We start from the raw sequence: 21,634 nt of genomic DNA, 5'->3' as shown, positions 1-21,634 counted from the left end.
AGCAGTTCAGCAACCTCGACCCCTGGGGCGCGATGCTGCACTACATCAGCGATCGCATCGCGCCGTCCTTGCGCGCTTCTCCTGTACCTCCCGGCCTTCCGGCAACGGGGTAACTGCCGGATTTAGGATGGAATCAAGCTCCGCCAGTATCCGCTTCACTGCGATTGCCATTTCGATCCCCATTGCGGCACCTTGACCGCTGCAACTCTGCAAGAGCCTTTCCGTATAAGACCCGGGTGCTGCTTCCCTACCGAAGCCTGTGTATTCGATCAAGGCTTGGCTCAACAGCTCATTGATCGGCACCATGCCCTCTTTAAAGCGCCGCCCTGCAATTCATAACCTGGAAAATATGCTGATCGCGTATTCCCTGGCCGATGCCTCATCGTCGAAATAAAACACATCGTATTTCGCCAACACATCACGCCACGAGTAAGCCCCGTCTGCGAGCGCGAGCCGAAAATCGCCACGTAAGCCCTCAGCAAGCCTCTTATGCTGTACCATATGTTGGCACAGTGTAGCCACGGCCTCTTCCTCGGATTGACCAATACTGGTCGCGAAGTAGTTTGCAAGAACATGATCAATATATTCGTGGCAACTCATAGTCTTAGAAAGAATTGGTGTTTCTTCTGCCCCGAATGCCGATACTCAATGCCAGCCCGCAACATCCAAATACCTCACCGCAAGCAAGACCGCTAAATCTGGCCGGACGCCTTCAATTGATGGTAGCCAGCGCGGTATATTTTTGAGGCCAAGTTGACCACCTCATCGACGGCACGAGAAACTTCCTCACGATGAGCATTCGGCATCCAACTCGTGTCAAATTCAAGATCCTTGGCCAGGCCCACGAGATCCGAACTCAGCATCGTGGCCGGCTTCAAATCGTATGAAGTCATGGCTTGCAGCGAGAAAGGAATGTGGGCCGCTTTCTGACGCAAGTTTGGGATGACGCGATCGATCCATGGCTCCGGCGAATTCCAGCCCCGAAGCTGGACATGTGGCGCAGACAACCCCGCATAAGCAGCGACGGCTTGCTCAATCGCCGTTATCAAACGTTGAACTAAAGCCTGCAAAGCCAGCAGGTCTTTCTCACTCAAAGCACTGTTTTCCATATATCACCATCCTGTTGGCCGAGGAGTGGAAGGCACTACCGTACCGGGAGGCATCCAGACTTGTGTTCCGCCCCCGGGCAAATAGCGATCAGTACCTTCAAGCGACTGCGCCGCGGCGGAGCCACGCCACACTTTCAAACCATCTCCGGCTGGAACGGTGTACTCGACGTAGCTGCCATTGTTGTTCCAATCATTTTTCACTGCCAGATCGCTGCGCCATTGAGCCCGGCTCCGTGGCAATTCTTCGCTCCAATAAGATCCAGCCGGATTGGATTTCTGATCAATGACTCTATAGAGCTTGGTACCTGGCTTCAGCACCACGGGCTCGGCTGTATTGAAGTTCACGGCATGAGAGGCTGGAAGGTCGGGCCAGCCCGGGGATTGCAAGGCTTTGGGTTCAAGCCCTGGGGGAGCGATACCACGCCTGGAGCCGAGCGGCACACCATCTGTGAAATCTACAGATTTCTCTGGTCCGCGCGGGGCAGCAGATGCCGTTTTCTTCCCGCCTTCGGCAGTGATGCCCGGACGTCCGTCAGCGGCATCCGATAAGGCTGACGGAAAAGAGGACGCTTTGTTCGGCCGCAACTTCGGATTGCTCATCAGCGTCGCCGCATTCGCCTCCACCCATTGCGCGAACCCGGCGCCGAGCCGGCTTTGCCGCAGCACCGCGCTCAGCTCGGCCAGCGACCCACCGCTGCGGGCCGTGGCGGCCAGGGTGGGCGCCTTGGCGAGGTAGGCCACGATGGCCATCAGCACCAGCCGCAGCAGCTCGGCCACCGCCTGCGCAAGCTCCTGGGCCGCCGCATGGATGCGGGTGAACTCCGCGCCGCTGCCCGCGGCGTTCCAGGCCAAGTCCAAGGCATGTGCAACGCGGGACGACAGCGGACCGATGCCTTGGGCGATCGACAGCGCCAGCGTCCCCAGCCCCAGCCAGGCCAGCAGCGCCACGCCCAGGTCGAGCCCGGCCTGGGCTCCCACCGCGGCCCCCGGCAAGGCCCCCACGCCACCTCCCAGCGCGCCCAGGGCCGCGCCCGCCGCGCTACCCAGCATCGTGCTGGCCACCAGCACGATGAGCAGCTGCAGCAGGCCCGGCAGCAGCCCGTCGAGCAACTCCTGAAGCCGGTAGCCGGTCTCGCGCTGGATGGCGGCCGGGGCCAGCAGGAGCGCCTGCGTGTACGCCTCGCGCACGCAACGCACGCGCGCCGAGAGCGGCTGCTCCGCTTCCGTGCCGAGGAGCGGCCCCGGGCTGGAAGCCGCGACCGGGCCGAAGCCGGCGTGGCCGCGCGGCTGCTGCGAAAGACCACCGGGAGTGCCGAAGATCGCCATGCCTCCTCCGATGCGTGGCGCACCGCATGTCAGCCCCGTGCCGGGCGACGCCGGGGGCCGAGAGCGCCGCGTGGCACCGGCCCGTCAGGGCGAGCTGGTGCGCGGAAGAGAACTTAAAGGTGGCCGGCGCCCGTCGGAAGTGACTGAAGCCATGACAGGCGGGCCGAAGGAAGATTCAGGGTGGGAGGCGGAGCGTCCGCCTCCCTGGGGATGTCCGCGGCGTTGCGGCCACCCCTGCGCCGTGTTCAGCCGCGGCGGCGCACGGCGGCAATGCCCAGCAGCGCCACGCCCATCAGCGACAGCGTGCCGGGCTCGGGCACGGCGATGGCACCGCGGGTCAGGACGTTGAGCACCAGACGATCGCCGGCCTGGAAGATCAGCCCGCCCCAGTTGACGCTGATGGAGTCGGCCGTGAAGCTCAGCCGCTCGCTGGTCATCCCGGCCAGGGTGGTGGAGGGGTCGATGCTGACGGACATGAAGCTGTCGATGGTCCCGAACACGTCGGACAGCACCCAGCCGCTGAAGTCCGCTGCGCCGAAGCGCGAACCGTGGCTGAACTGGACCAGGATCTGGTTGGCGCTGATGTCCATCCAGCCGACGGCGTCAGTGAGGGAACGGATCTCGTCGCCCTCGCCCACGACGTAGTTGCCGTTGACGTTCGGCGTGCCCGCGTAGGGACTGTCGAGCGTCGGGTAGTAGTACTGGTAGCTGACCGTGCTGCCCATCAGCGGCGCCGCCAGGGCGCCGCCCGCGGTAAGTGCCGTGGCCAGCAGAGTCGCCAGGACTCGCTTCTTCATAAGAACTGCCTCCTCAAGCGTGTTTCAACGCGTGAAAAGAGCGTGCATATTTCACGCCAGCAGGCAAGTTCTTGATTTTCAACAAGTTCTTTTCGGCCCCGTCCCGCGGTGTAAAGAATCTCGACAGCGCCTCGACGCCCGGTTTGCCTGGGCGGGCCACGACGGCCAGCCCATGGCAAGGCCCCAAAGCAAAAAACCAGGGCGGCGCGTGGCGCCAGCCCTGGTTGAAAGCCGGGCTCGCCGGTCATTGCTGACCCGTGCGGCCTGGCCACCCCGGTTGCTTCTTCTGGATTACTTCATCAGCTTGAACACCCACACGGAGCCGCCCTGCTCCAGGTAGTTCACGCGCTTGGCGACGTCACCGCCCCACAGCGGCACCGCGCCGCCCCAGCCGGAAACGACCGCGACGTACTGCTCGCCCTTGTCCTCCCAGGTCACCGGGGGCGCCACCACGCCGGAGCCGGTCTGGAACTTCCACACCACCTTGCCGGTCTTGGCGTCGGCGGCCTGCAGGTAGCCCTCGGGCGTGCCCCACCACACCAGGTTGCCGCCGGTGGTCAGCACGCCGCCCCACAGCGGCGCGTTGTTCTTGACCTCCCAGGCGATCTTGCCGGTCTTGGGATCGATGGCGCGCATCGCGCCGATGTAGTCCTCGTTGAGGGTCTTGATCGTGAAGCCCGCGCCCAGGTAGGCCGCGCCCTTCTTGTAGGTGATGGGCTCGTTCCAGATGTCCATGCCCCACTCGTTGGCCGGCACGTAGAACAGCTTCGTGTCGGGCGAGTACGCCATCGGCATCTGGTTCTTGCCGCCCAGGAAGCCCGGCGCGGCGAAGACGGTCTGGCCCTTCTTGCCGTCGGGGCTGGCGGTCGGGTCGCCAGGACGGTTCTCGGGCACGTAGTTGGGACGGCCCGTCTTCAGGTCGATGCCGGTGGCCCAGGTGATCTTCTTGACGAAGGGGAAGGCGTTGACGAGCTGGCCGGTCTTGGCGTCGTTGACGTAGAAGAAGCCGTTGCGGTCGGCCTTGCCGCCCAGGATGCGGCCGCCGTCATCGAAGGTCACGAACTCGTTGACGCCGTCGAAGTCCCAGCCGTCGTTGGGCGTGTTCTGGTAGTGCCACTTGATCTGGCCGGTCTTGATGTCGATCGCGACCGTCGAGCACGAGAACAGGTTGTCGCCCTTGCGCAGGTTGGAGTTCCACGGCGAGGGGTTGCCGGTGCCGAAGTAGGCCAGGCCGGTGCGCGGGTCGTAGGTGCCGCCCAGCCAGGTGGCGGCGCCACCGGTCTGCCACAGGTCGCCGGGCCAGCTCTTGCCCTGCGTGCCGGAGAGGCCGTTCTCGATCTTGTTGCCGTCCTTGTCGTAGCGGTAGCCCATGTGGCCTTCCACCGTCGGACGGGTCCACACCAGCTGGCCGGTCTTGGCGTCACGCGCCTCGACGCGGCCCACCACGCCGAACTCGCCGCCGGAGACACCGGTGAGCAGCAGACCATCGACGATCAGCGGCGCGGCCGAGGCCGAGTAGCCGGCCTTGTAGTCGTCGATCTTCTCCTTCCACACCACGTCGCCGGTCTTCTGGTCCAGCGCCACGAGCTGCGCGTCCAGCGTGGCGAAGATCACCAGGTTGTCGTAGAGCGCGGCGCCGCGGTTGATCACGTCGCAGCAGGGCATGATGCCGTCGGGCAGGCGGTGCTCGTACTTCCACAGCTTCTTGCCGGTCTTGGTGTCCAGCGCGTAGATGCGCGAGTACGAGGCGGTGACGAACATGACGCCGTCATGGATCACCGGCTGCGACTCCTGGCCGCGCTGCTTCTCGCCGCCGAAGGAGAAGGACCACACCGGCGCGAGCTTGCCGATGGTGGAGGCGTTGATCTGCTTGAGCGGCGAGTAGCGCTGGCCCTGCGTGCCGATGCCCCAGGACAGGACGTCGCCCGTGGTCTTGGCGTCGTCCAGGATCATCTTGTCGGTCACGGCGGCCTGGGCAGCCATCGAGCCCATGGCCAGGGCGACCAGCGTGGTGAGCATCTTGAAGCGCATGTTGTCTCCTTCGTGAATGGATGCGGTTTGTGGCGACCGGGTGTTGCAGCCGCTGTGCGCGGGGCTGCTTGCGCAACAAGCGTGCCACCGCGCCGTCAAGCTCCAGACGGGCTGCCGGACGCCCGAAAGGCCCCTCAAAATCAGGGTTTGTCCGCAAGCTGTCCCAGGTTCGCACAGCCCGCGCGCGCCTTGCTGTCACAGGCCGGCAGCAGCGCGGCCTGCTCGTAGCGCGGGTACAGGTGCACGACGTTGCGGGTGTACTCGGTGGCGCGCGCGGCCCAGCCGTCGAACTCCGCGGGCAGCGGCTGGCGCAGCAGCTCGCTCATCTCCAGGCCCTGCGTGGCGGCACGCTGCAGCGTGGCGTCGAGCCAGTCCAGGTAGCGCCGCGTCATGACGATGCCGGCGGTGTCGGCGCGCACCGGCCCGTGGCTGGGCACCAGCGCCGCGAGGCCCTTGCCAGCGGCCGGTGCGCCGGGGTCGGGTTGCGGCGGCAACTGCTGCTCCAGCGCCTGCAGGCTGCGCTGCCATTCGGGCAGGCGGGCGTGCGGCGTGGTCGGGATGCGCTGCACGAACACCAGCCCGCCGGCGAAGACGACGCCGCTGGCGCGGTCCACCAGCACCAGGTCGCTGTCGGTGTGGCCCTGGTACTCGCGCAGCTCGAACTCGCGCTGGCCGAGCCTGAGCGTGCCGGGCGCGATGTCCGCGTCGGGCAGCAGCGCCTGCGTGCCCTTCATCCAGTCGCCGCACATCCGGTAGAGGTTGTCCTCGTAGGCCGTGGCCTCGCGCGCCATGCCCGCGCGCGTGACCGGCGTGGCCAGGCGCGGCACGTCGGCAAAGGCCTGGTTGCCCAGGAAGTAGTCGGGATGCAGGTTGAGGTGGATGACCTGCTTCACCGGCTCGCCGGCGGTGCGCTCGATGAGCGCGCGCAGCTGCTGCCCGTACTTCAGCGAGGGGCCGGTGTTGACGACCAGCACGCCCGCGCCGGTGGCGATGAAGCCGGTGTTGATGATGTTGCAACCGTTGGCCGGCTCGAAGTCGGCGTTGGCGCCCTCCACTACCCACACGCCCGGCGCCAGCGCGCGGGCCTGCAGCTTGTAGTCGAGGCTGGCGATGTCGGGCCTGGCAGCGGGCGCGGCCGGGGCGGTGCCGGCCAGCGCCAGCAGCGCGGCGGCGCAAAGGGTTCTCAAGCGCTTCATGGCAGCAGGCGGCGGCCGATGGCCGCGTCGATGCGGTTGCCGTTGTTGTCGCTGCCGCGCACGCGCAGCGACGCCTGTTCGCGCCCGGGCAGCTCGAAGCTCAGCACCGGGTTCTCGCTCAGCGGCTCGTGGCCGTGGAACAACAGCAGTTCGCGCCCGGCCTCGTCCAGCACGGCCAGGCGGTTGAGGTAGAAGGCCGGCACGCCGGCCACGAGGCCGGTGTCCATGGGATGCATCACGCGCAGCCGCAGCCGCGTAGCCTCGCGCTGCAGCGGGCTCTCGAACAGCGCGCCGCTGACCTGCCCCAGCGTGCGCGCCCAGCTGCCGTCCGAGCGCGTGGCCCCCGGCACCGTGCAGCCGCCGCCGCTGGACTCGACCCAGGTGCCGCCCACGTGCCACACGCCGTCGGCCGTGCGCACCGCCGCGCGCACCGGGCTGGCCTGCTCCAGCTTGAACCTGAAGCTCAGTGCCGGCAGCGCCTGGCGCGGATAGAAGTCCAGCACCTTGCGGATGGGGTTGCGGTCCACGATGACGGTGATCTGCGTCACGTCGCGCAGCCCCAGCGCCGACACGCTCACCGGCACGGCCATCGGGTCCTCGGCGAAGGCCGGGCCGCTGACCTGCACGCGCTCGTCGAACACCACCGGCGCCTGGCCCAGGAACTCGCGCCGGATGTCCTCCCACTGCATCGAGTTCAGCGGGTCCTTCTGGGCATTCGCGGCCGGCGCCGACACGGCCCACGGGGCCGCCAGCGCAGCCAGCACCCCGCCCATCGCATGACGTCTTTTCATGGGGTTGACTGTGCCGCGCAGGCCCAATCAACCGCCATTCCGGGACAACCCGGGCGGTGCTCCAGGGTGGAGCAAGGTCTATGGCAAAGGGAAAGGCGGTGCCTCAGCCGCCCGGCATCGCCTCAAAACCCCCCATACACCCGCACCCCCAGCAGGAAGCTGCGCGGCGCGGCGGTCTCGTAGTAGCGGCGGTTGCCCTCGTTGACGATCACGCTGCCGGCGTAGGCCTTGTCGGCCAGGTTGTCCACGCGCGCCAGCAGCTCGACCTTGCGCCCGCCTTGCATCGGCCAGCTCTTGGCCCAGCGCAGGTTGGTGACCACGAAACCGGGCGCGAACTCGTCATTGACGTCGTTGGCCGCGGTGCGGCCCAGCGCGCGCGCCTCCAGCGCCCACTCGCCCAGGCCCGCGTCGCGCCAGGCCACCTCGCCGAAGGCGCTGGTGCGCTGGGTGCCGGCGATGCGGTTGCCCGCGGCCACCGGCAGCGTGGGCGCCGCGCAGGTGCCCACGCAGGTCAGGAAGGGATCGCGGTAGCTGGCGTCCAGGTAGGTCAGGCCGAGCTGCGCGCGCCACGCCGCCTGCGGACGCCAGGTGGTGGACAGCTCCACGCCCTGGCGCCGGGTGCGGCCCACGTTCTTGTAGCTGGCACGCCCGCCGGTGTTGCTGGCGACGCTGATCTCGTCGTCCACGTCGGCCCGGAACAGCGCGGCGTCCACTTCCCAGGGCTGCGCGCGCCACTTGGCGCCCAGCTCGAACTGGCGGCTGGTCTGCGGCTGCAGCGCGGTGTTGAAGCCCGCGGCGGCGTTGGAGCCGGGCTGGTAGGCCAGCTCGGTGAGCGTGGGCGACTCGAAGCCGCGCGCCGCGCTGGCGTGCAGCTGCAGCGAGGGCAGCGCCTGCCAGCGCAGGCCCAGCACCGGGTTGGTGTAGTTGAAGGAAAGGTCGCCCGAGTCGTCAGGGTTGCCGGGGCGGATGTAGTTGTCGCGCGTGCGCAGCTTGACCTCGCCGCTGCGCACGCCGGCACTGGCCGTGAGCGTGGGGGCGATGCTCCAGTCGAGCTGCGCGTAGACGTCGCGCGTGGTGGCGCGGTTGCGCTCGTCGCGGCGCAGCGCGCCGGTCACCCCCAGCTGCTGCCCGGCGCCGGTGCCGATGAAGTTCTGGTAGCCGCGCCGGTCGTCCTCCTGAGTCTCCACGGCCACGCCGGTGAGCAGGTCCAGCTTGTCCCAGCCCCAGCGCAGCCGGGCATCGACACCGCGGTAGTCGCGGTCGAAGTCGATGACGCCGCCCCCGCTGCGCGGCGAGGTCTGTGCCCCCACCGGGATGGCCTGCCACTGCGTCACGCTGCGCCGGCCGCTGTAGACCGCCACCTGGCTGTCGCGCAGCGCGCCCTCGCCGAAGCTGTGCTTCCAGCTCGCGCCCAGCTGCGTCTGGTCGGCGTCCTTGCGGGTGTTGAAGGCCAGCGCCTCGGGCGTGGTCTGGTAGGGATCGGCCGCGAACTGGGCGGCCGTCAGCCCCAGCGGGTCCTGCGCCGGCTGCGCGAAGTAGCCGGCCTGCACGATCACGCGGTCGCTCTCGCCCTGCCAGCCCAGCCGGGCGTTGAGCGTGCGGCGGCGCGCCTCCATGTTGGGCCGGAAGCCGTCGTACTGCATGGTGGTGCCGCTGACGCGCAAATCGAAACCGCCGCCCAGCGGCGCCTCCACGCTGCCGCGCAGCTGGCGCAGGCCGTCGCTGCCCACGTCCAGCGCCACCTCGCCCTGGCGCTCGCGCACCGGCGCGCTGAACAGGGCGATCACGCCGCCGGAGCTGTTGCCGTAGAGCACCGAGAAGGGCCCGCGCAGCACCTCGATGCGCGAGGCGCCGGCCAGGTCGAAGTGCGACACCTGCCCCTGCCCGTCGGGCATGGAGGCGGGAATGCCGTCGCTGTACAGGCGCAGGCCGCGCACGCCGAAGGTGGCGCGCGCACCGAAGCCGCGCGAGCTGACCTGCAGGTCCTGCGCGTAGTTGTTGCGGTTGTTGACGATCAGCCCCGGCACGCGCGACAGCGCCTCGGAGAGGTTGATCATCGGCCCGGCCGCGCGCAGCTCCTCGCGGCCGACCACGCCGATGGCATAGGGCACCTCGGCCGCGACGCGCTCGCGCACCGAGCCCGTCACCACTACCTGCGCCGGCTCGCCCGGCGCCGCCGCCCCGCCCTCCTGCGCGCTGGCGCCCTGCTGCGCCGCAGCGCCCAGGGACAGCAGCGCCGCCGCGCAGGCCAGCACGCACGGGCGCAAACGAGGGGTCAGCGGGAAAACTCGGATGTTCATGGTCTGGGAAAGCGGGGTCGAAAACGCAGGCGCGATCAGAGCGGTTGAGGCGGCCCCTGCCAAGCCGGCACAAACCCCTGTGGCTTTTGTGCCGCTTTGGAGCAATCGCGCCCGCTACCATCGCGCGCCTATGCAAACGCGCGGCATCCATCTGCAGTACAGCTTCGAGTCCCGCGGCCAGCGCGGGCCGGAAGTCGAAAACCCGTTGTTCGACCTGCTCAACAGGTTGCAGGAGCACGGTTCCATCCGCCATGCGGCCACGGCCATGGGCGCGTCCTACCGCCATGTGTGGGGCTCGCTCAAGCATTGGGAGCAGGTCATGGGCGAGCCGCTGGTGCACTGGACGCAGGGCCAGGCCGCGCGGCTCACGCCCTTCGCCCAGCGCCTGCTGGCCGCCGAGCGCCAGGCGCGCACGCGCATGACGCCGCACATCGAGGCGCTGCGCGCGGAGCTGGAGCATGTGCTGGCGCAGGCGCTGGACGGCGGGCAACTGGTGCTGGAGGTCTTCGCCAGCCACGACCTGGGCCTGCCGCTGCTGCGCGAGCTGGCCCAGCAGCGCCAGCTCCACATCGGGTTGCGCTTTGCCGGCAGCGTGGACGCGCTGCGCGCGCTGGCGCAGGGCCGCTGCACGGTGGCGGGCTTCCACGTGCCGGCGCTGCCCGAGGGCTCGCCGGTGTTCGCCGGCGCGCTGAAGCCGCTGCTCAAGCCGGGCGTGCACAAGCTCATCGGCTGCCTGCGCCGCCAGCAGGGCCTGATGCTGCGTCCCAGCGGCGCCACGCAGCGCCGGCTGTCGGTGTCCGACCTGCCCGGCTCGGGCCTGCGCTTCGTCAACCGCCAGCCCGGCTCGGGCACGCGGCTGCTGATGGACCACCTGCTGCAGGGCGCCGGCGTGGAGGCCTCCACCATCGAGGGCTACCTGGCGCGGCCCGAGGACTCGCACCTGGCGGTGGCGGCGGCGATCGCCGGCGGGCAGGCCGACGTGGGCCCGGGCATCGAGGCCGCGGCGCGCGAGTTCGGCCTGGACTTCGTGCCGCTGATCGAGGAGGACTACTTCCTCGTGTGCCTGAAGGACGCGCTGGAGAGCGCTCCGGTGCGCGCGCTGCGCGCGGTGCTGGAAAGCCCCGAGTGGCCCGCCGCGCTGCAGGCCCTCCCCGGCTACGCCGCCCCCGACGCGGGCCGGGTGCTGTCGCTGACCAAGGCGCTGCCGTGGTGGCATTTCAGGACGGCGAAGAAGGCGGCGACGGCCTGACGCGCTGAGCCGGCCCGGGCCCGGATCGCGACCAGGCCGGGCAAGGCGGGCCCGCTGGCCCCTTAACGGCATGGCATCGCGGACATTGAGACCCCCACCCTCCAAAGCGACGCGGAAGAACGCCATGACCGCCTTCACCCTGCGCGACGAGCGCCCCGGCGACGAGGACGCCATTGCCGCGGTGACGCGCGCCGCCTTCGAGCACCACCCGCACAGCCGCCAGACGGAAGCCTTCATCGTTGCGGCGCTGCGCCGCGCCGGGGCGCTCGCGCTGTCGCTGGTGGCGGAAGAAGCGGACGGCCGCATCGTCGGCCACGTCGCCTTCTCGCCGGTGACGGTGTCGGACGGCAGCCTGGGCTGGTACGGGTTGGGGCCGGTGTCGGTGGCGCCGAAGCTGCAGCGCCGAGGCATCGGCAGCGCGCTCATCACCCAAGGGCTGCAGCGCCTGCGGGCGCTCGGGGCGCAGGGCTGTGTGCTGGTGGGCGAGCCGGGCTACTACGCGCGTTTCGGCTTCAGGGCCGAGGCGGCGCTGCAGCTGCCCGGCGTGCCGCCGGAATATTTCATGTCCCTGCCCCTGGGGCCGACGCGGGCCAGCGGGACGGTGGTGTTCCACCCGGCGTTCGAGGCGACGGGCTGAGCCGACCTCAGGCGTAAAACACCGCCAGCCACACGGTGAGCCGCTGCGGGTCGGTCCAGCTCACCTTGTGGCGCACATGGGCCGGGATGTGGAGATGGTCGCCGCGGCGCAGCTCCACCTCGCGCCCGTCCTCGAACAGCAGCCGCCCCGCGCCTTCGAGCACCAGCACCCATTCGTGCTCGTCCTGGTCGAACCAGCCCTCGGCCGGCGCGGTGTGGCCCTGCGAGACGATGCGCTCGATGCGCACGCTGTCGTGATCCAGCAGCGTGTCGAACACCTCGCTGGCCGGGTGCTGCGGCAGCGAGGCGAACAGGTTGCCGATCGGGCCGCCGCTCATGGCCTCATTGGCCTTGCGCGTTCGGGAAGAACAGCTGCTCGCCGTTGATCCTGTAGCTGGCGATGCTGGCCTGCCCGGCGGGCGACACCACCCAGTCCGCGAAGCGCTGCGCCTCCTTCACCTTCACATGCGGATGCTTGGCGGGGTTCACCACGATCACGCCGTACTGGTTGAAGAGCTTCTTGTCGCCCTCGACCAGGATGCTCATGTCGCCGCGGTTCTTGAAGCTGAGCCAGGTGCCGCGGTCGGCCAGCACGTAGGCGCCGCTGGAGGCGGCGATGTTGAGCGCCGGGCCCATGCCGCAGCCGCATTCCTTGTAGCCCGCGGGCTTGCTGGCGGCGACGTCCACGCCGGCCAGCTTCCAGAAGCGCAGCTCGGCCGCGTGCGTGCCGCTCTTGTCGCCGCGCGAGATGAACGGGGCGCCGGCCGCGGCCAGCTTGCCCATGGCGGCGGCCACGTCCTTGCCCGCCACATGCGCCGGATCGGCCTTGGGGCCGACCAGCACGAAGTCGTTGTACATGACGGCCTGGCGCTTGAGGCCGAAGCCTTCGGCCACGAACTTCTCCTCGGCCGGCTGGTCGTGCACGAACACGATGTCGGCGTCGCCGCGGCGCGCCATGTCCAGCGCCTGGCCGGTGCCCTGCGCCACCACGCGCACCGCGATGCCGGTTTCCTTGGTGAAGGCCGGCAGCAGGTGGCCGAACAGGCCCGACTGCTCGGTGGAGGTGGTGGAGGCCATCACGATGAACGGCGCCTGCTGCGCCTGTGCCGCGCCCAGGGCGCCGAGCAGGACCGTCGCGCCGATCAGGCTGCGCAGCGCCAGGCGGCGGGTGGGGTTCATCAATGCCATGGCAATTCGCCTTTCAGGAAGAGCGCCGCCTCGGGCGGCAGCGGGTCGTTGAAGAAACGCTCGACGGGCCGGTCCACCACCAGGCGGCCGTCCTCCAGGTAGATCACGCGCGTGGCCATGCGCTTGGCCTGGCCCAGGTTGTGGGTGCTCATCAGCACCGTCATGCCCTCGGCGGCGAACTCCAGCACCAGCGCCTCCACCTCGCGCTTGGCGGCCGGGTCCAGGCTGGCGGTGGGCTCGTCCAGGAACAGGATTTGCGGGTGCACCGCCCAGGCCCGCGCCAGCGCCAGGCGCTGCTGCTGGCCGCCGGAGAGCACGCGCGCGGGGCGCTGCGCATGCTCCTCCAGCCCTACGCGCGCCAGCGCCCGCGCCGCGCGTTCGGCCCGCTCGGCGCGCGGCACGCCCGCCAGCCACAGCGCCAGCAGCAGGTTGCGCCACACCGACAGGCGCAGCAGGAACGGGCGCTGGAACAGCATCGCCTGCTGCGGCTCGCGCCCCTGCGCGTCGCGCGGCACGCGGCGCTCGCCGCTGCTGCAGTGCAGCTGCCCGTGCAGCAGGCGCAGCAGCGTGGTCTTGCCGCTGCCGTTGGCGCCCAGCAGCACGATGCGTTCGCCCGCGTGCACATGCAGGTCCAGCGGCTGCAGCGCCTCGTGGCCCGCGAAGCACACACCGGCCTGGCGCAGCTCGATCAGGGGCGTCTCGGCAGCCCGGGCCGTGGCGAGGACCGGCCGCTCCAGATGCAGCGGCGCGTTCATCGGGCCAGGCTTTCCACGGGCTGCAGCCGGCGCAGCAGCGCGATGAGCAGGTTCACCAGCGCCACCACCGCCAGCAGCAGCAGGCCCAGCGCCAGCGCCTGGGCCAGGTCGCCCTTGCTGGTCTCCAGCGCGATGGCGGTGGTCATGACGCGGGTGATGCCGTCGATGTTGCCGCCCACGACCATCACCGCCCCCACCTCGCTGATGGCGCGGCCGAAGCCCGTGAGCAGCACCGTCAGCAGCGCCATGCGCTCGTGCACCAGCAGCAGCAGCGCGCTCTGCAGCGGCCCGGCGCCCATGGAGCGCAACTGCTCGCCGTTGCCTCGCATGGCGTCGGCCACCAGCTGGCGCGTGAGCGCCATGACCAGCGGCAGCACCAGCACCGTCTGCGCCACCACCATCGCCCCCGGCGTGAACAGCAGCCCGTAGCTCCCCAGCGGCCCGGAACGCGACAGCAGCAGGTACACGGTCAATCCGACCACCACCGGCGGCAGCGCCAGCAGCGTGTTGAGCAGCAGCAGCACGGCGCGCTGCCCGGGGAAGCGGCTCACCGCCAGCCAGGCGCCGCCCAGCAGCCCCAGCACCGCGGCCAGCGCGCTGGCCATGCCGCTGACCGCCAGCGACAGCAGCACCACCTGCCACAGCCGGGCGTCGGCGTGGCCGATGAGGGCGGCGGCCGCCTGCAGGGACTCGGAGAAACCATTCATCTACTACTTCCGGGGATTGCGCGAAACCAGTGCGCCCTCGTACCGCGCGCGGCCGGAATTGTCCGCGCCGCCTCAAGCCCCGGCCATATGTCGCCAAGTGCATAGGTCGCGGCGGCTACAGTGCCGCGCATGCGACTGGCACAAATTCTTTTCTCCCAGGGATTCGGCACGCGGCGCGAGTGCGCCGGGCTGATCTATTCCGCACTGGTCGAGGTGGAGGGCCGCGTCATCGACGACCCGGACGCCGACTTCCCCACCGAAGGTTTCAGCTTCAGCGTGCGCGGTGAGCCCTGGCGCTATTTCGACAAGGCGCTGGTGCTGCTGCACAAGCCCGCCGGCTACGAGTGCTCGATGAAGCCCAAGCATCACCCCAGCGTGATGAGCCTGCTGCCGCCGCCGCTGCGCACCCGCGGCGTGCAGCCCGTGGGCCGCCTGGACGAGGACACCACCGGCTTCCTGCTGCTGACCGACGACGGCGCGCTGCTGCACAAGCTCACTTCGCCCAAGCACCACGTGCCCAAGGTCTACGAGGTGACGCTGAAACACCCGGTGGACGAGGCGCAGGTGCAGCGTCTGCTGGCCGGCGTGGTGCTGGACGACGACCCCGCCCCCGTGCGCGCCGCCGCCTGCGAGGCCACCGGCGAGCGCTCCCTGCGCCTGACGCTCACCGAAGGCAAGTACCACCAGGTCAAGCGCATGGCTGCCGCCGTGAGCAACCGGGTGGAAGCGCTGCACCGCAGCGCGATGGGCGGGCTGACGCTGGGCGGGCTGGCGCCGGGGAAGTGGCGCTGGGTGGAGGCGCAGGAAAGGGAGGCGTTGGGGTTGAAGGTGGGTTGAACCCAACACGTTCATCGCCGCCCCAACGGTTATTCAGAACTGATGTCGTACCAATACACAGGCCCCAAGCAATAACGACACCAATCCCGCGAAAGCGGGAATCTATTTATTCATTTCGAAGTGCGACGACAACAGCTCACAACTTAAGCACTGCGTCTTTTCTTTCAGTCGGTTGGCAAGCTCAAATCTTTTCTGACACTCAGCAGACCCGCAGCCTTTACCATATCAGCCGCCCTACTAGCCGCCGCTTGAATTGTTTTTCTGCCACTCTCAGTCTTGGAATCCGCAGACGAAATCATCTGCTGGATAGCCTTCATCTCCACCTTGAGTGCTTCATTACCGCTTTGAATTCGAGAGAGACAAGCGGCCTGCAATGGCGTAAGCTGGTCTTGCGCAAACCCTACCGGCACGCTTTTCAAATGGGAAAAACAAAGCTGGGGGAAATCGTCAATAGCAACGAAGGAAGATACGATGTTTCCAACTGTGCTAGCCACTGCTTTCACATGGTCATCACTTCTCTGGCTTGGCATACCTATACCATGGACAGCAACGACGGAAGCGCCATTAACCGCCAAATCTTTTGCATTGGCGATTGCATCCTGAATGACTTTCTTGTCGCCTTTTAAACGAACTATGTCATTAGAAATTTTCTTTTTCTCGTCCTCACCAAGACCGGCCTTAACAATATTTTCATCTTGAGCTTTTATTGCATCATCTAATTTTGCCTCTTCCGATCTCAATACCGACAAGGATTTGGCGGCATCCGCTTGACCGGAAGTGTTGATTGAAACTGGCGGCACCTTGATGACACCTGTCAACTGCTCAATAGCCAACAAGGCGAGCATGTATTTTTGATAGCGCCTGGCAAGCAAACTGTATTCTTCGGTATCCAGCGCGCCGCTCATATAGCCCTCGCACAACCTGTACAAGGAATCACGGAGCAACTGAATGCTCTGGGTGCGCAACCCAATATAAGAGGCACCCTCTTGAAAAGAGGCACCAAGTTGAGCAGAAACTTTAGAAGGACTGTCTACTTTTCCAGCTAACTCAGCAGCATATGCAGACAATGCATCGGGGCTCGGCTCAGCACACACCACAGTTCGTGAAACGGTTTCCATTCTCCCTTGATTCACAACTTTATCGCTTCGCTTTGATACAAGCACAGCACGCTGCTTGATGTCGATCATGGCCCCTTTACCGCTGTCAACATCAAGGTCGCGAAAAGCCGTGTTGAAGTTTGCACACCCTGAGATTGTTGCAAAAACCGCAACACACAAAATCCTGATTGACATGCTTTTCATTCGCTTCTCCACATATTTGAAATAAATCACAAGCATCCACCTTACAACCCTCAAACCCGACGCAAGCAGCATTCAAGTTAGCGATATGCACATTAGAAGAATGCCGATACCGGGTTTTCCACTCACTAACTAACCAAGCAATCCCAGTATTTCTTTGGTATTGAGCAGGTTTTCCGCCGCAGCCAGCCAGGGCAACAGGGGGCCTGGGGCGACACCGTCATGCCGCCACACAGTGCAGCCGAAGTTTTAGGACCGACAATCCCACCCATATCCAGTCCGGCGGCGGCTTGAAAATCCTTGACAACCGCGATAGTTCTTCGTCCCCATATGCCGTCCACCTCTCCAGGGATGAATCCCTTGTTAATGAGTGGAAGCTGGATCGCTTTCACGGTGTCACGGTTTATCAGCAAACCTCTACGACTCAAAACCATGCGTTTTCGGCGCAATGACATGATCCATGACGCTTGGCCCGAATTAACCCTAACTGCGATAAAGCGATCAAGCTTGGCACGGAGCGGGCGGCACCCTACCGCTGTACCGATCGGCATACGAGCACCGTACTGACTCGGCCCAGTCTGGGTAATGCGCCTTTCATGAAATTGACAAAAAATTTCGATTGGCCGACAGGACATACCCTGATTTGCTGAGGCGCCAGACTAGTTTAGGATTTACAATTTAGCGTTCATTCAGCATTGGCCAAGCCCTCAATCCCCGTCCACGAAACCCCGCTCCAGCGCCATGGACTCGTCCTCGAAAATCGCCATGGCCGTGCGCATGTTCCGGAATCCCAGGGAACGGTGGAAAGGCTCCCGACCAGCGGAACAGGCTGTTGGAAAAGGCGGTCTTCAATTTCTCGGGTGGTTTGTCGCCCAGCGGCGCGGCACGGTAGAGGTCGGACAGGGTTTGCCAATTCACCTTGTTCAAATCCACGGACCAGGCCAGTGTCATTTGGCGGCCCTTTCCAGCCGCATGGGCACATAAGCAATGCCCATGGTTTCCATGCGCGGGCCGGTGGCTCTGAATCCGAAATGTTCATACACCGGCACGGCCACGGGTGTGGCATTGACAGTGAAGCCCCCGGTATTTCCAGCCGCCTCGGCATGGGCCCGAGCATGCGCCCACAGCGCGCGCGCCAACCCACGGCCCTGGAATTTCTGGTCCACAAAGAGGTGATACAGGTGGCTGCCATCGCGCACCGCCACCACGCCGGTCAGTTCGCCGTCCACCACGCCTTTGAAATACGCGAAATTCGGTGCCTCGATATAGCGGCGGATGGCCTCAGGGCTGATACTGCTCATGAAACCCTCGGCACCCTGGCCGGCAGGGTCAAGGGTGAAGGCACCGGAGAGGCTTTTGATGAGGCGGCTGATGGTGTCGGCGTCCTCAGGCCGGGCGGCCTCAATATGAATATCAGGCTGGAATCTCTTGGTATTCATCGCAGCCAGGCATTGAGCTTTTGAAGAGGTAAGCGTTCAAGCTTTGGAGGCGCCGCTCGCCAACCCCGCATGCTCCCTCAACTCCGCCTCGATGAACCCCGCAATCATCGCCCTGTAAACCTTCTCCACCACCACCGCGTCCGCGCCCAGTTCCTGCGCCAGCCCCGTCACCTTGGCAATCACCTGCTCCACGCGCGCGGGCGCCTTCACGTCGTCGGTGCTTTTCTTGAATCGCGCCGCCTGCTTCACATACCCGCCACGCTCGGCCAGTAAGGCCACGATCTGGCGGTCGAGGCGGTCGATATGGGCGCGCACCTCTTCCAGCGAGGCGCAGTCCGCGACGGCACGGAATTCGTTTTCCATATTCATGCCCACGGGCTTCTCCAATCGGATTCGTTTCAGTCCTCGGCGCGGCGGAAGCGGTAGCCCGAGAAGCTGAAAGCCGGCCCGCCATCGCCGCCGGTGTCGATGCGGCGCACCACCTCGCCCACGTCGGCCAGCGGGCCAAGTAGCAGCGCCTCGGTGTCGGACAGCGGGCGCAGCACGCCCAGCGCGGGCTGGTCCATGAAGCGCGGCACATGCGCCCGCGCCAGCAGGTAACCGCCCTCTTCCAGCACCTCCACCGCTTCCATCAGCAGCGTCTCGCCCGGTGCCGCGTTGGGCACGTAGCGGCCGGCCAAGTGGCGCCACGCCGGCGGCAGCGGCGTGGGCTCGATGCGCTCGCCCGCCAGCAATTCGCTGCCGTTGAGGCGCGCCACCAGCACCTCGCGCCCGGCCAACCGGCGCCGCTCCAGGCCCAGCGCGTCCAGCTCCGGCAGCGACAGCGGGATCAAGCCCAGCAGCGCGTAGCGCGGGTGCAGCGCCCCGTCGGCTCCGGCGAACAGCGCCAATTCCTGGCCATGCAACCGCGCCTGCAACCGCTCGCCGTCGCGGCGCACCCGCACCAGGCCGGCCAGCGTGGTGTAGTCGCCCGGAAAGTCCGCCAGCGCCTGCGCCGGCATCGGCACCTCGGCGGGCCTGGCCGGCGCAGCCGCCTCGGCGCGTCGCAGCCCGGTCTTGACCTGCAGCGCCGCCTCCAGCGCGGCCAGGCCCAGGCGCAATACGAGCTTGCCCGCCGCGGCGTCGTTGGCGGCCACCGCCACGCCTAGCCGGTGCTCCGGCAGCGCCAGCACGTGCGCTCGGTAGTGCAGCGTGGCGCCGCCGTGGTGCGCCAGCCGCCCGGCGCCGGGCACGGGCAGCCATACCGGGCCGTCCAGCATCCAGCCCAGGCCCATGCGCTGCTCCAGGCCCAGCTCGGCGCCCGGGTGCTGCGGACGCAGCATCTCCGCCACCAGCGGGGGCGGCAGCAGCTCCCGGTCGCCGGCGCGCCCGGCGGTGAACAGCAGCATCAGGAAGCGGCCCAGGTCGGAGACGCTGGCATTGAGGCCGCCCGCCGGCAGGTCGCGCAGCTTCGGTTCGCGCGCGGGCCGGCCCTTCTCATGGGGCTGCGCCATCGCCGCCGAGGGCGACAGGCCGAGTTCGAAACTGGCGCCCTCCATGCCCAGCGGCTGCAGCAGCCCCTGGCGCACCCAGGTCTCGAACGGCATCCCGGCGCGGCGCTCCACCGCCGCGCCCAGCAGGTCGAAGCCCAGGTTGGAGTAGGACATCAGCAGCCCCGGCGGCGCGGCCAGGTCCAGGTCGCGCAGGGCGGCCACCGCCGCGCGGAAGTCATCGACCTGATCGCCCCACATGCCGCGCAGCAGGTCGCGCGGCAGGCCGGCGCGGTGCGTCATCAGCAGCCGCGGCGTGATGTCCACGGGGCTCCAGCGCGAGCGGATGGCGACCTCGGGCAGCACCGCCTGGATCGGCGTGTCCAGCGCCAGCCGCCCCTGCGCCACCAGCCGCAGCGCCGCGGCCGTGGTGAAGAGCTTGGACACCGAGCCGACGCGGTAGAGCGTGTCGGCCGTGGCGGCCACCCGGCGCTCGCGGTCGGCCCAGCCCGCGCCCTGGGCCCAGGCGATGCGCTGGTCGTCCACCACGGCCAGGCTCAGCCCCGCCACCCCCTCGGCCTGCAGCTCGCGCGCCATGCGCTCACGCAGGTAGCGCGCCAGGCCCTCGGCATCGCCCTGCGCCAGCGCGGGCGGCGGCTCCGGTGCGCCGGCGCAGCCGGGCAGCAGCGGCGCCAGCGCCAGGGCGGACAGGGACTTGAGGGCGGTGCGGCGTCGGAGCTGAGGCATCGGGGTCGGCGTGGCGATGGAGAGGCTGGCGCGTGGAACGAGCCGGCGCATTCGACCAGCGGGCCGTGCAAGGCTGTTGATCTCACGCAATGTCAATCTTGTTTATCGGACGTTTGTCAAGAAACTTTTGGATTCATTAAGTAAGTTGATGTTCGAAAAACAGGAGGCGAGCGATGGGGGGAAGAACCCGGGTTTCAGGGCTGAGCGTCCTGATGGTGGCGCTGCTGACGGGCTGCGCGGCGATGAAGAGCCATGACGAGCTGGCCGGCAAGGTGCAGAGCGCGCAGCGCGCGGGCGGACCGGCGGCGGCGCTGAAGGAGCTGGAAGCCTCGGCCACCAGCGACGAGGCGCGCGCGGCCCTGCTCTACAACCTGGAGCGCGGCGAGCTGCTGCGCCAGGACCGCCGCTACCAGGACAGCACCGCCGCCTGGCTGCAGGCCGATGCCAAGGTTGCCGAGTGGGAGAACACGGCCAAGACCGATCCGTCCAAGCTGCTGGGCAACGTCGGCGCGGCGCTGATCAGCGAACGGCTCAAGCCCTACGAGGGCCAGGACTACGAGAAGGTCTGGCTCACCACGCGGCTGGCGCTCAACCGCATCGCGCTCAGTGACTGGGACAGCGCGCGCGTGGACATCAAGCGCACCCACGAGCGCGAGGCCGTCATCGCCGAGTTCCGCGCCAAGGACCTGGCCGCCGCCGAGGAGGAGGCCAAGAGCAAGGGCGCGCAGACCAGCTTCAAGACGCTCGACGGCTACCCGGTGGAGTCGCTCAACGACCCCGACGTGCTCAAGCTCAAGAACGGCTACCAGAACGCGCTGAGCCACTACCTGGCCGGCTTCCTGTACGAGGTGCTCAACGAGCCCGGCCTGGCCGCGCCGGGCTACCGCAAGGCCGCCGAGCTGCAGCCCGACACGCCGCTGCTGGAGGAAGGCCTCGCCGGCCTGGACAAGCGCACGAGCTTCACGCACCGGCGCAAGCAGCGCATGACGGACGTGCTGTTCGTCATCGAGTCAGGCGAGGCGCCGGCGCGCAAGCCCAAAGGCTTCACCGTGCCGGTGCCCATCGCCGGGCGCATCAACACCGTGAGCGTGTCCTACCCCGTCATCGAGGCCGCGCGCCAGCCGGGCCCGGCGGAGCTGGGCGTGGGCGAGGCCGCGCTCAAGCCCGCCACGGTGGTGGACATGAACCTGATGGCCCGGCGCGCGCTGGCCGACGAGATGCCCGGCACGGTGCTGCGCGGCGTCACGCGCGCCCTGGCCAAGGGCGTGATGCAGAACGAGGCGCAAAAGCGCGGCGGCGTGCTGCTGGGCGCGCTGGCTGCGGTCGCCGCCGTCGCCACCGAGCAGGCCGACGACCGCATGTGGCGCACGCTGCCGGGCGTGGTCTCGGTGGCCCGCGGCTACCTGCCCGAGGGCGAGCACCGGCTGCTCGTCGACGGCCGCGACTCGGGCGCCACGGTGAAGGTCTCGGGTCAGTACGCGCTGGTGCCGGTGTCGGTGCAGGGCGCGGCGGTGAGCGTGGGCCAGGTCGCCAGCTTCGGCCAGCTGCCGCCGGCGCAGGCCGTGCCAGTGCCGGCCGCGGCCGCCGTGCCGGTGTCGGCGACGCCCAAGGACGCGCGCGGCACCCGCTCGCAGGCCAGGCCGGCGCCCAAGGCGGCGGCGAAGCCCGCTCCCGCCGCCCAGCCGGCCCCGGCGCCCGCCGCGACGCCCGCCGCTCCGGCGGCCCAGCGCTCGGGCCCCTCGCCGGACTGAACCTCTTC

The 21,634-nt window shown here is 67.9% G+C and carries 21 protein-coding genes; 4 read left to right on the top strand and 17 right to left on the bottom strand.

Annotated elements, in window-relative coordinates:
- Positions 1-692: 692 nt before the first annotated feature.
- The 7 genes from HHL10_RS08645 to HHL10_RS08615 all read right to left on the bottom strand — a co-directional run bounded on the left by HHL10_RS08645 (position 693) and on the right by HHL10_RS08615 (position 9,550).
- Complete coding sequence (locus tag HHL10_RS08645; RefSeq protein WP_169159938.1) at positions 693-1,109, bottom strand: hypothetical protein; 417 nt, start codon at positions 1,107-1,109, stop codon at positions 693-695.
- Positions 1,110-1,112: 3 nt separating this feature from the next.
- A complete protein-coding gene (locus HHL10_RS08640; RefSeq protein WP_169159937.1) occupies positions 1,113-2,435 on the bottom strand; it encodes a DUF6861 domain-containing protein in 1,323 nt (440 codons plus the stop codon).
- 245 nt (positions 2,436-2,680) lie between these two features.
- A complete protein-coding gene (locus HHL10_RS08635; protein ID WP_169159936.1) occupies positions 2,681-3,232 on the bottom strand; it encodes a PEP-CTERM sorting domain-containing protein in 552 nt (183 codons plus the stop codon).
- Between the two features lie 291 nt (positions 3,233-3,523).
- Entirely contained in the window at positions 3,524-5,263 is a 1,740-nt protein-coding gene (locus HHL10_RS08630; RefSeq protein ID WP_169159935.1) for a PQQ-dependent methanol/ethanol family dehydrogenase, read from the bottom strand.
- A gap of 140 nt (positions 5,264-5,403) precedes the next feature.
- Positions 5,404-6,459: a quinoprotein relay system zinc metallohydrolase 1 gene (locus HHL10_RS08625; RefSeq protein WP_169159934.1), complete on the bottom strand. Its 1,056-nt coding sequence runs from the start codon at positions 6,457-6,459 to the stop codon at positions 5,404-5,406.
- A complete protein-coding gene (locus HHL10_RS08620) occupies positions 6,456-7,250 on the bottom strand; it encodes a quinoprotein dehydrogenase-associated SoxYZ-like carrier (protein ID WP_169159933.1) in 795 nt (264 codons plus the stop codon). The genes HHL10_RS08625 and HHL10_RS08620 overlap by 4 nt, the downstream gene beginning before the upstream one ends.
- Before the next feature lie 122 nt (positions 7,251-7,372).
- On the bottom strand, positions 7,373-9,550 hold the full coding sequence (locus tag HHL10_RS08615; RefSeq protein WP_169159932.1) for a TonB-dependent receptor family protein: 2,178 nt from the start codon (positions 9,548-9,550) through the stop codon (positions 7,373-7,375).
- 130 nt (positions 9,551-9,680) lie between these two features.
- Here HHL10_RS08615 and HHL10_RS08610 point away from each other — a divergent pair, with 130 nt between their 5' ends.
- Together HHL10_RS08610 and HHL10_RS08605 are read left to right on the top strand one after the other, a co-directional pair.
- Positions 9,681-10,799 carry a substrate-binding domain-containing protein gene (locus HHL10_RS08610; protein WP_169159931.1) on the top strand — a complete coding sequence of 373 codons (1,119 nt, stop codon included), beginning with the start codon at positions 9,681-9,683 and terminating at the stop codon, positions 10,797-10,799.
- Positions 10,800-10,923: 124 nt separating this feature from the next.
- Positions 10,924-11,436, top strand: coding sequence for a GNAT family N-acetyltransferase (locus HHL10_RS08605; protein ID WP_169159930.1), 513 nt, complete (start codon positions 10,924-10,926; stop codon positions 11,434-11,436).
- 7 nt (positions 11,437-11,443) lie between these two features.
- On the opposite strand, the gene HHL10_RS08600 is transcribed toward HHL10_RS08605, so the two are convergent.
- Genes HHL10_RS08600 through HHL10_RS08585 form a run of 4 tightly spaced genes read right to left on the bottom strand, consistent with a single transcriptional unit; the run spans position 11,444 to position 14,085 of the window.
- The gene (locus HHL10_RS08600; RefSeq protein ID WP_169159929.1) at positions 11,444-11,773 is read right to left on the bottom strand and encodes a cupin domain-containing protein; all 330 of its coding nucleotides are present in this window, start codon (positions 11,771-11,773) and stop codon (positions 11,444-11,446) included.
- A 4-nt stretch (positions 11,774-11,777) separates the two neighbouring features.
- Positions 11,778-12,623: an ABC transporter substrate-binding protein gene (locus HHL10_RS08595; protein WP_375138946.1), complete on the bottom strand. Its 846-nt coding sequence runs from the start codon at positions 12,621-12,623 to the stop codon at positions 11,778-11,780.
- Positions 12,614-13,378, bottom strand: coding sequence for an ABC transporter ATP-binding protein (locus HHL10_RS08590; protein WP_169159928.1), 765 nt, complete (start codon positions 13,376-13,378; stop codon positions 12,614-12,616). Before HHL10_RS08590 ends, HHL10_RS08595 begins: the two co-directional genes overlap by 10 nt.
- The gene (locus HHL10_RS08585) at positions 13,375-14,085 is read right to left on the bottom strand and encodes an ABC transporter permease (protein ID WP_169159927.1); all 711 of its coding nucleotides are present in this window, start codon (positions 14,083-14,085) and stop codon (positions 13,375-13,377) included. Before HHL10_RS08585 ends, HHL10_RS08590 begins: the two co-directional genes overlap by 4 nt.
- A gap of 129 nt (positions 14,086-14,214) precedes the next feature.
- Between HHL10_RS08585 and HHL10_RS08580 the strand changes: the two genes are divergently transcribed.
- Complete coding sequence (locus HHL10_RS08580) at positions 14,215-14,922, top strand: pseudouridine synthase (protein WP_169159926.1); 708 nt, start codon at positions 14,215-14,217, stop codon at positions 14,920-14,922.
- 164 nt (positions 14,923-15,086) lie between these two features.
- Here the strand turns inward: HHL10_RS08580 and HHL10_RS08575 are convergent, their stop codons facing one another.
- From HHL10_RS08575 to HHL10_RS08550, 6 genes are all read right to left on the bottom strand, one after another.
- On the bottom strand, positions 15,087-16,223 hold the full coding sequence (locus HHL10_RS08575) for a hypothetical protein (RefSeq protein WP_169159925.1): 1,137 nt from the start codon (positions 16,221-16,223) through the stop codon (positions 15,087-15,089).
- 125 nt (positions 16,224-16,348) lie between these two features.
- Positions 16,349-16,654, bottom strand: a complete 306-nt coding sequence (locus HHL10_RS31325; protein WP_169159960.1) for a peptidoglycan-binding domain-containing protein — start codon at positions 16,652-16,654, stop codon at positions 16,349-16,351.
- Positions 16,655-16,898: 244 nt separating this feature from the next.
- A complete protein-coding gene (locus tag HHL10_RS08565; RefSeq protein ID WP_310734556.1) occupies positions 16,899-17,171 on the bottom strand; it encodes a hypothetical protein in 273 nt (90 codons plus the stop codon).
- The gene (locus tag HHL10_RS08560; RefSeq protein ID WP_169159924.1) at positions 17,168-17,659 is read right to left on the bottom strand and encodes a GNAT family N-acetyltransferase; all 492 of its coding nucleotides are present in this window, start codon (positions 17,657-17,659) and stop codon (positions 17,168-17,170) included. Before HHL10_RS08560 ends, HHL10_RS08565 begins: the two co-directional genes overlap by 4 nt.
- A gap of 36 nt (positions 17,660-17,695) precedes the next feature.
- Positions 17,696-18,028 (bottom strand): chorismate mutase, encoded by a 333-nt coding sequence (locus HHL10_RS08555; protein WP_205832952.1) that lies wholly within the window; start codon positions 18,026-18,028, stop codon positions 17,696-17,698.
- Positions 18,029-18,057: 29 nt separating this feature from the next.
- The gene (locus HHL10_RS08550) at positions 18,058-19,875 is read right to left on the bottom strand and encodes a serine hydrolase domain-containing protein (RefSeq protein ID WP_169159923.1); all 1,818 of its coding nucleotides are present in this window, start codon (positions 19,873-19,875) and stop codon (positions 18,058-18,060) included.
- A 173-nt stretch (positions 19,876-20,048) separates the two neighbouring features.
- Between HHL10_RS08550 and HHL10_RS08545 the strand changes: the two genes are divergently transcribed.
- Positions 20,049-21,626, top strand: coding sequence for a COG3014 family protein (locus HHL10_RS08545; RefSeq protein WP_169159922.1), 1,578 nt, complete (start codon positions 20,049-20,051; stop codon positions 21,624-21,626).
- Positions 21,627-21,634 lie beyond the last annotated feature (8 nt).

Source organism: Azohydromonas caseinilytica (assembly GCF_012927045.1).
Taxonomy (GTDB): domain Bacteria; phylum Pseudomonadota; class Gammaproteobacteria; order Burkholderiales; family Burkholderiaceae_C; genus Azohydromonas; species Azohydromonas caseinilytica.
Note: the sequence above shows the minus strand (reverse complement) of the source record. Positions and strands in the feature narration are given on the sequence as shown.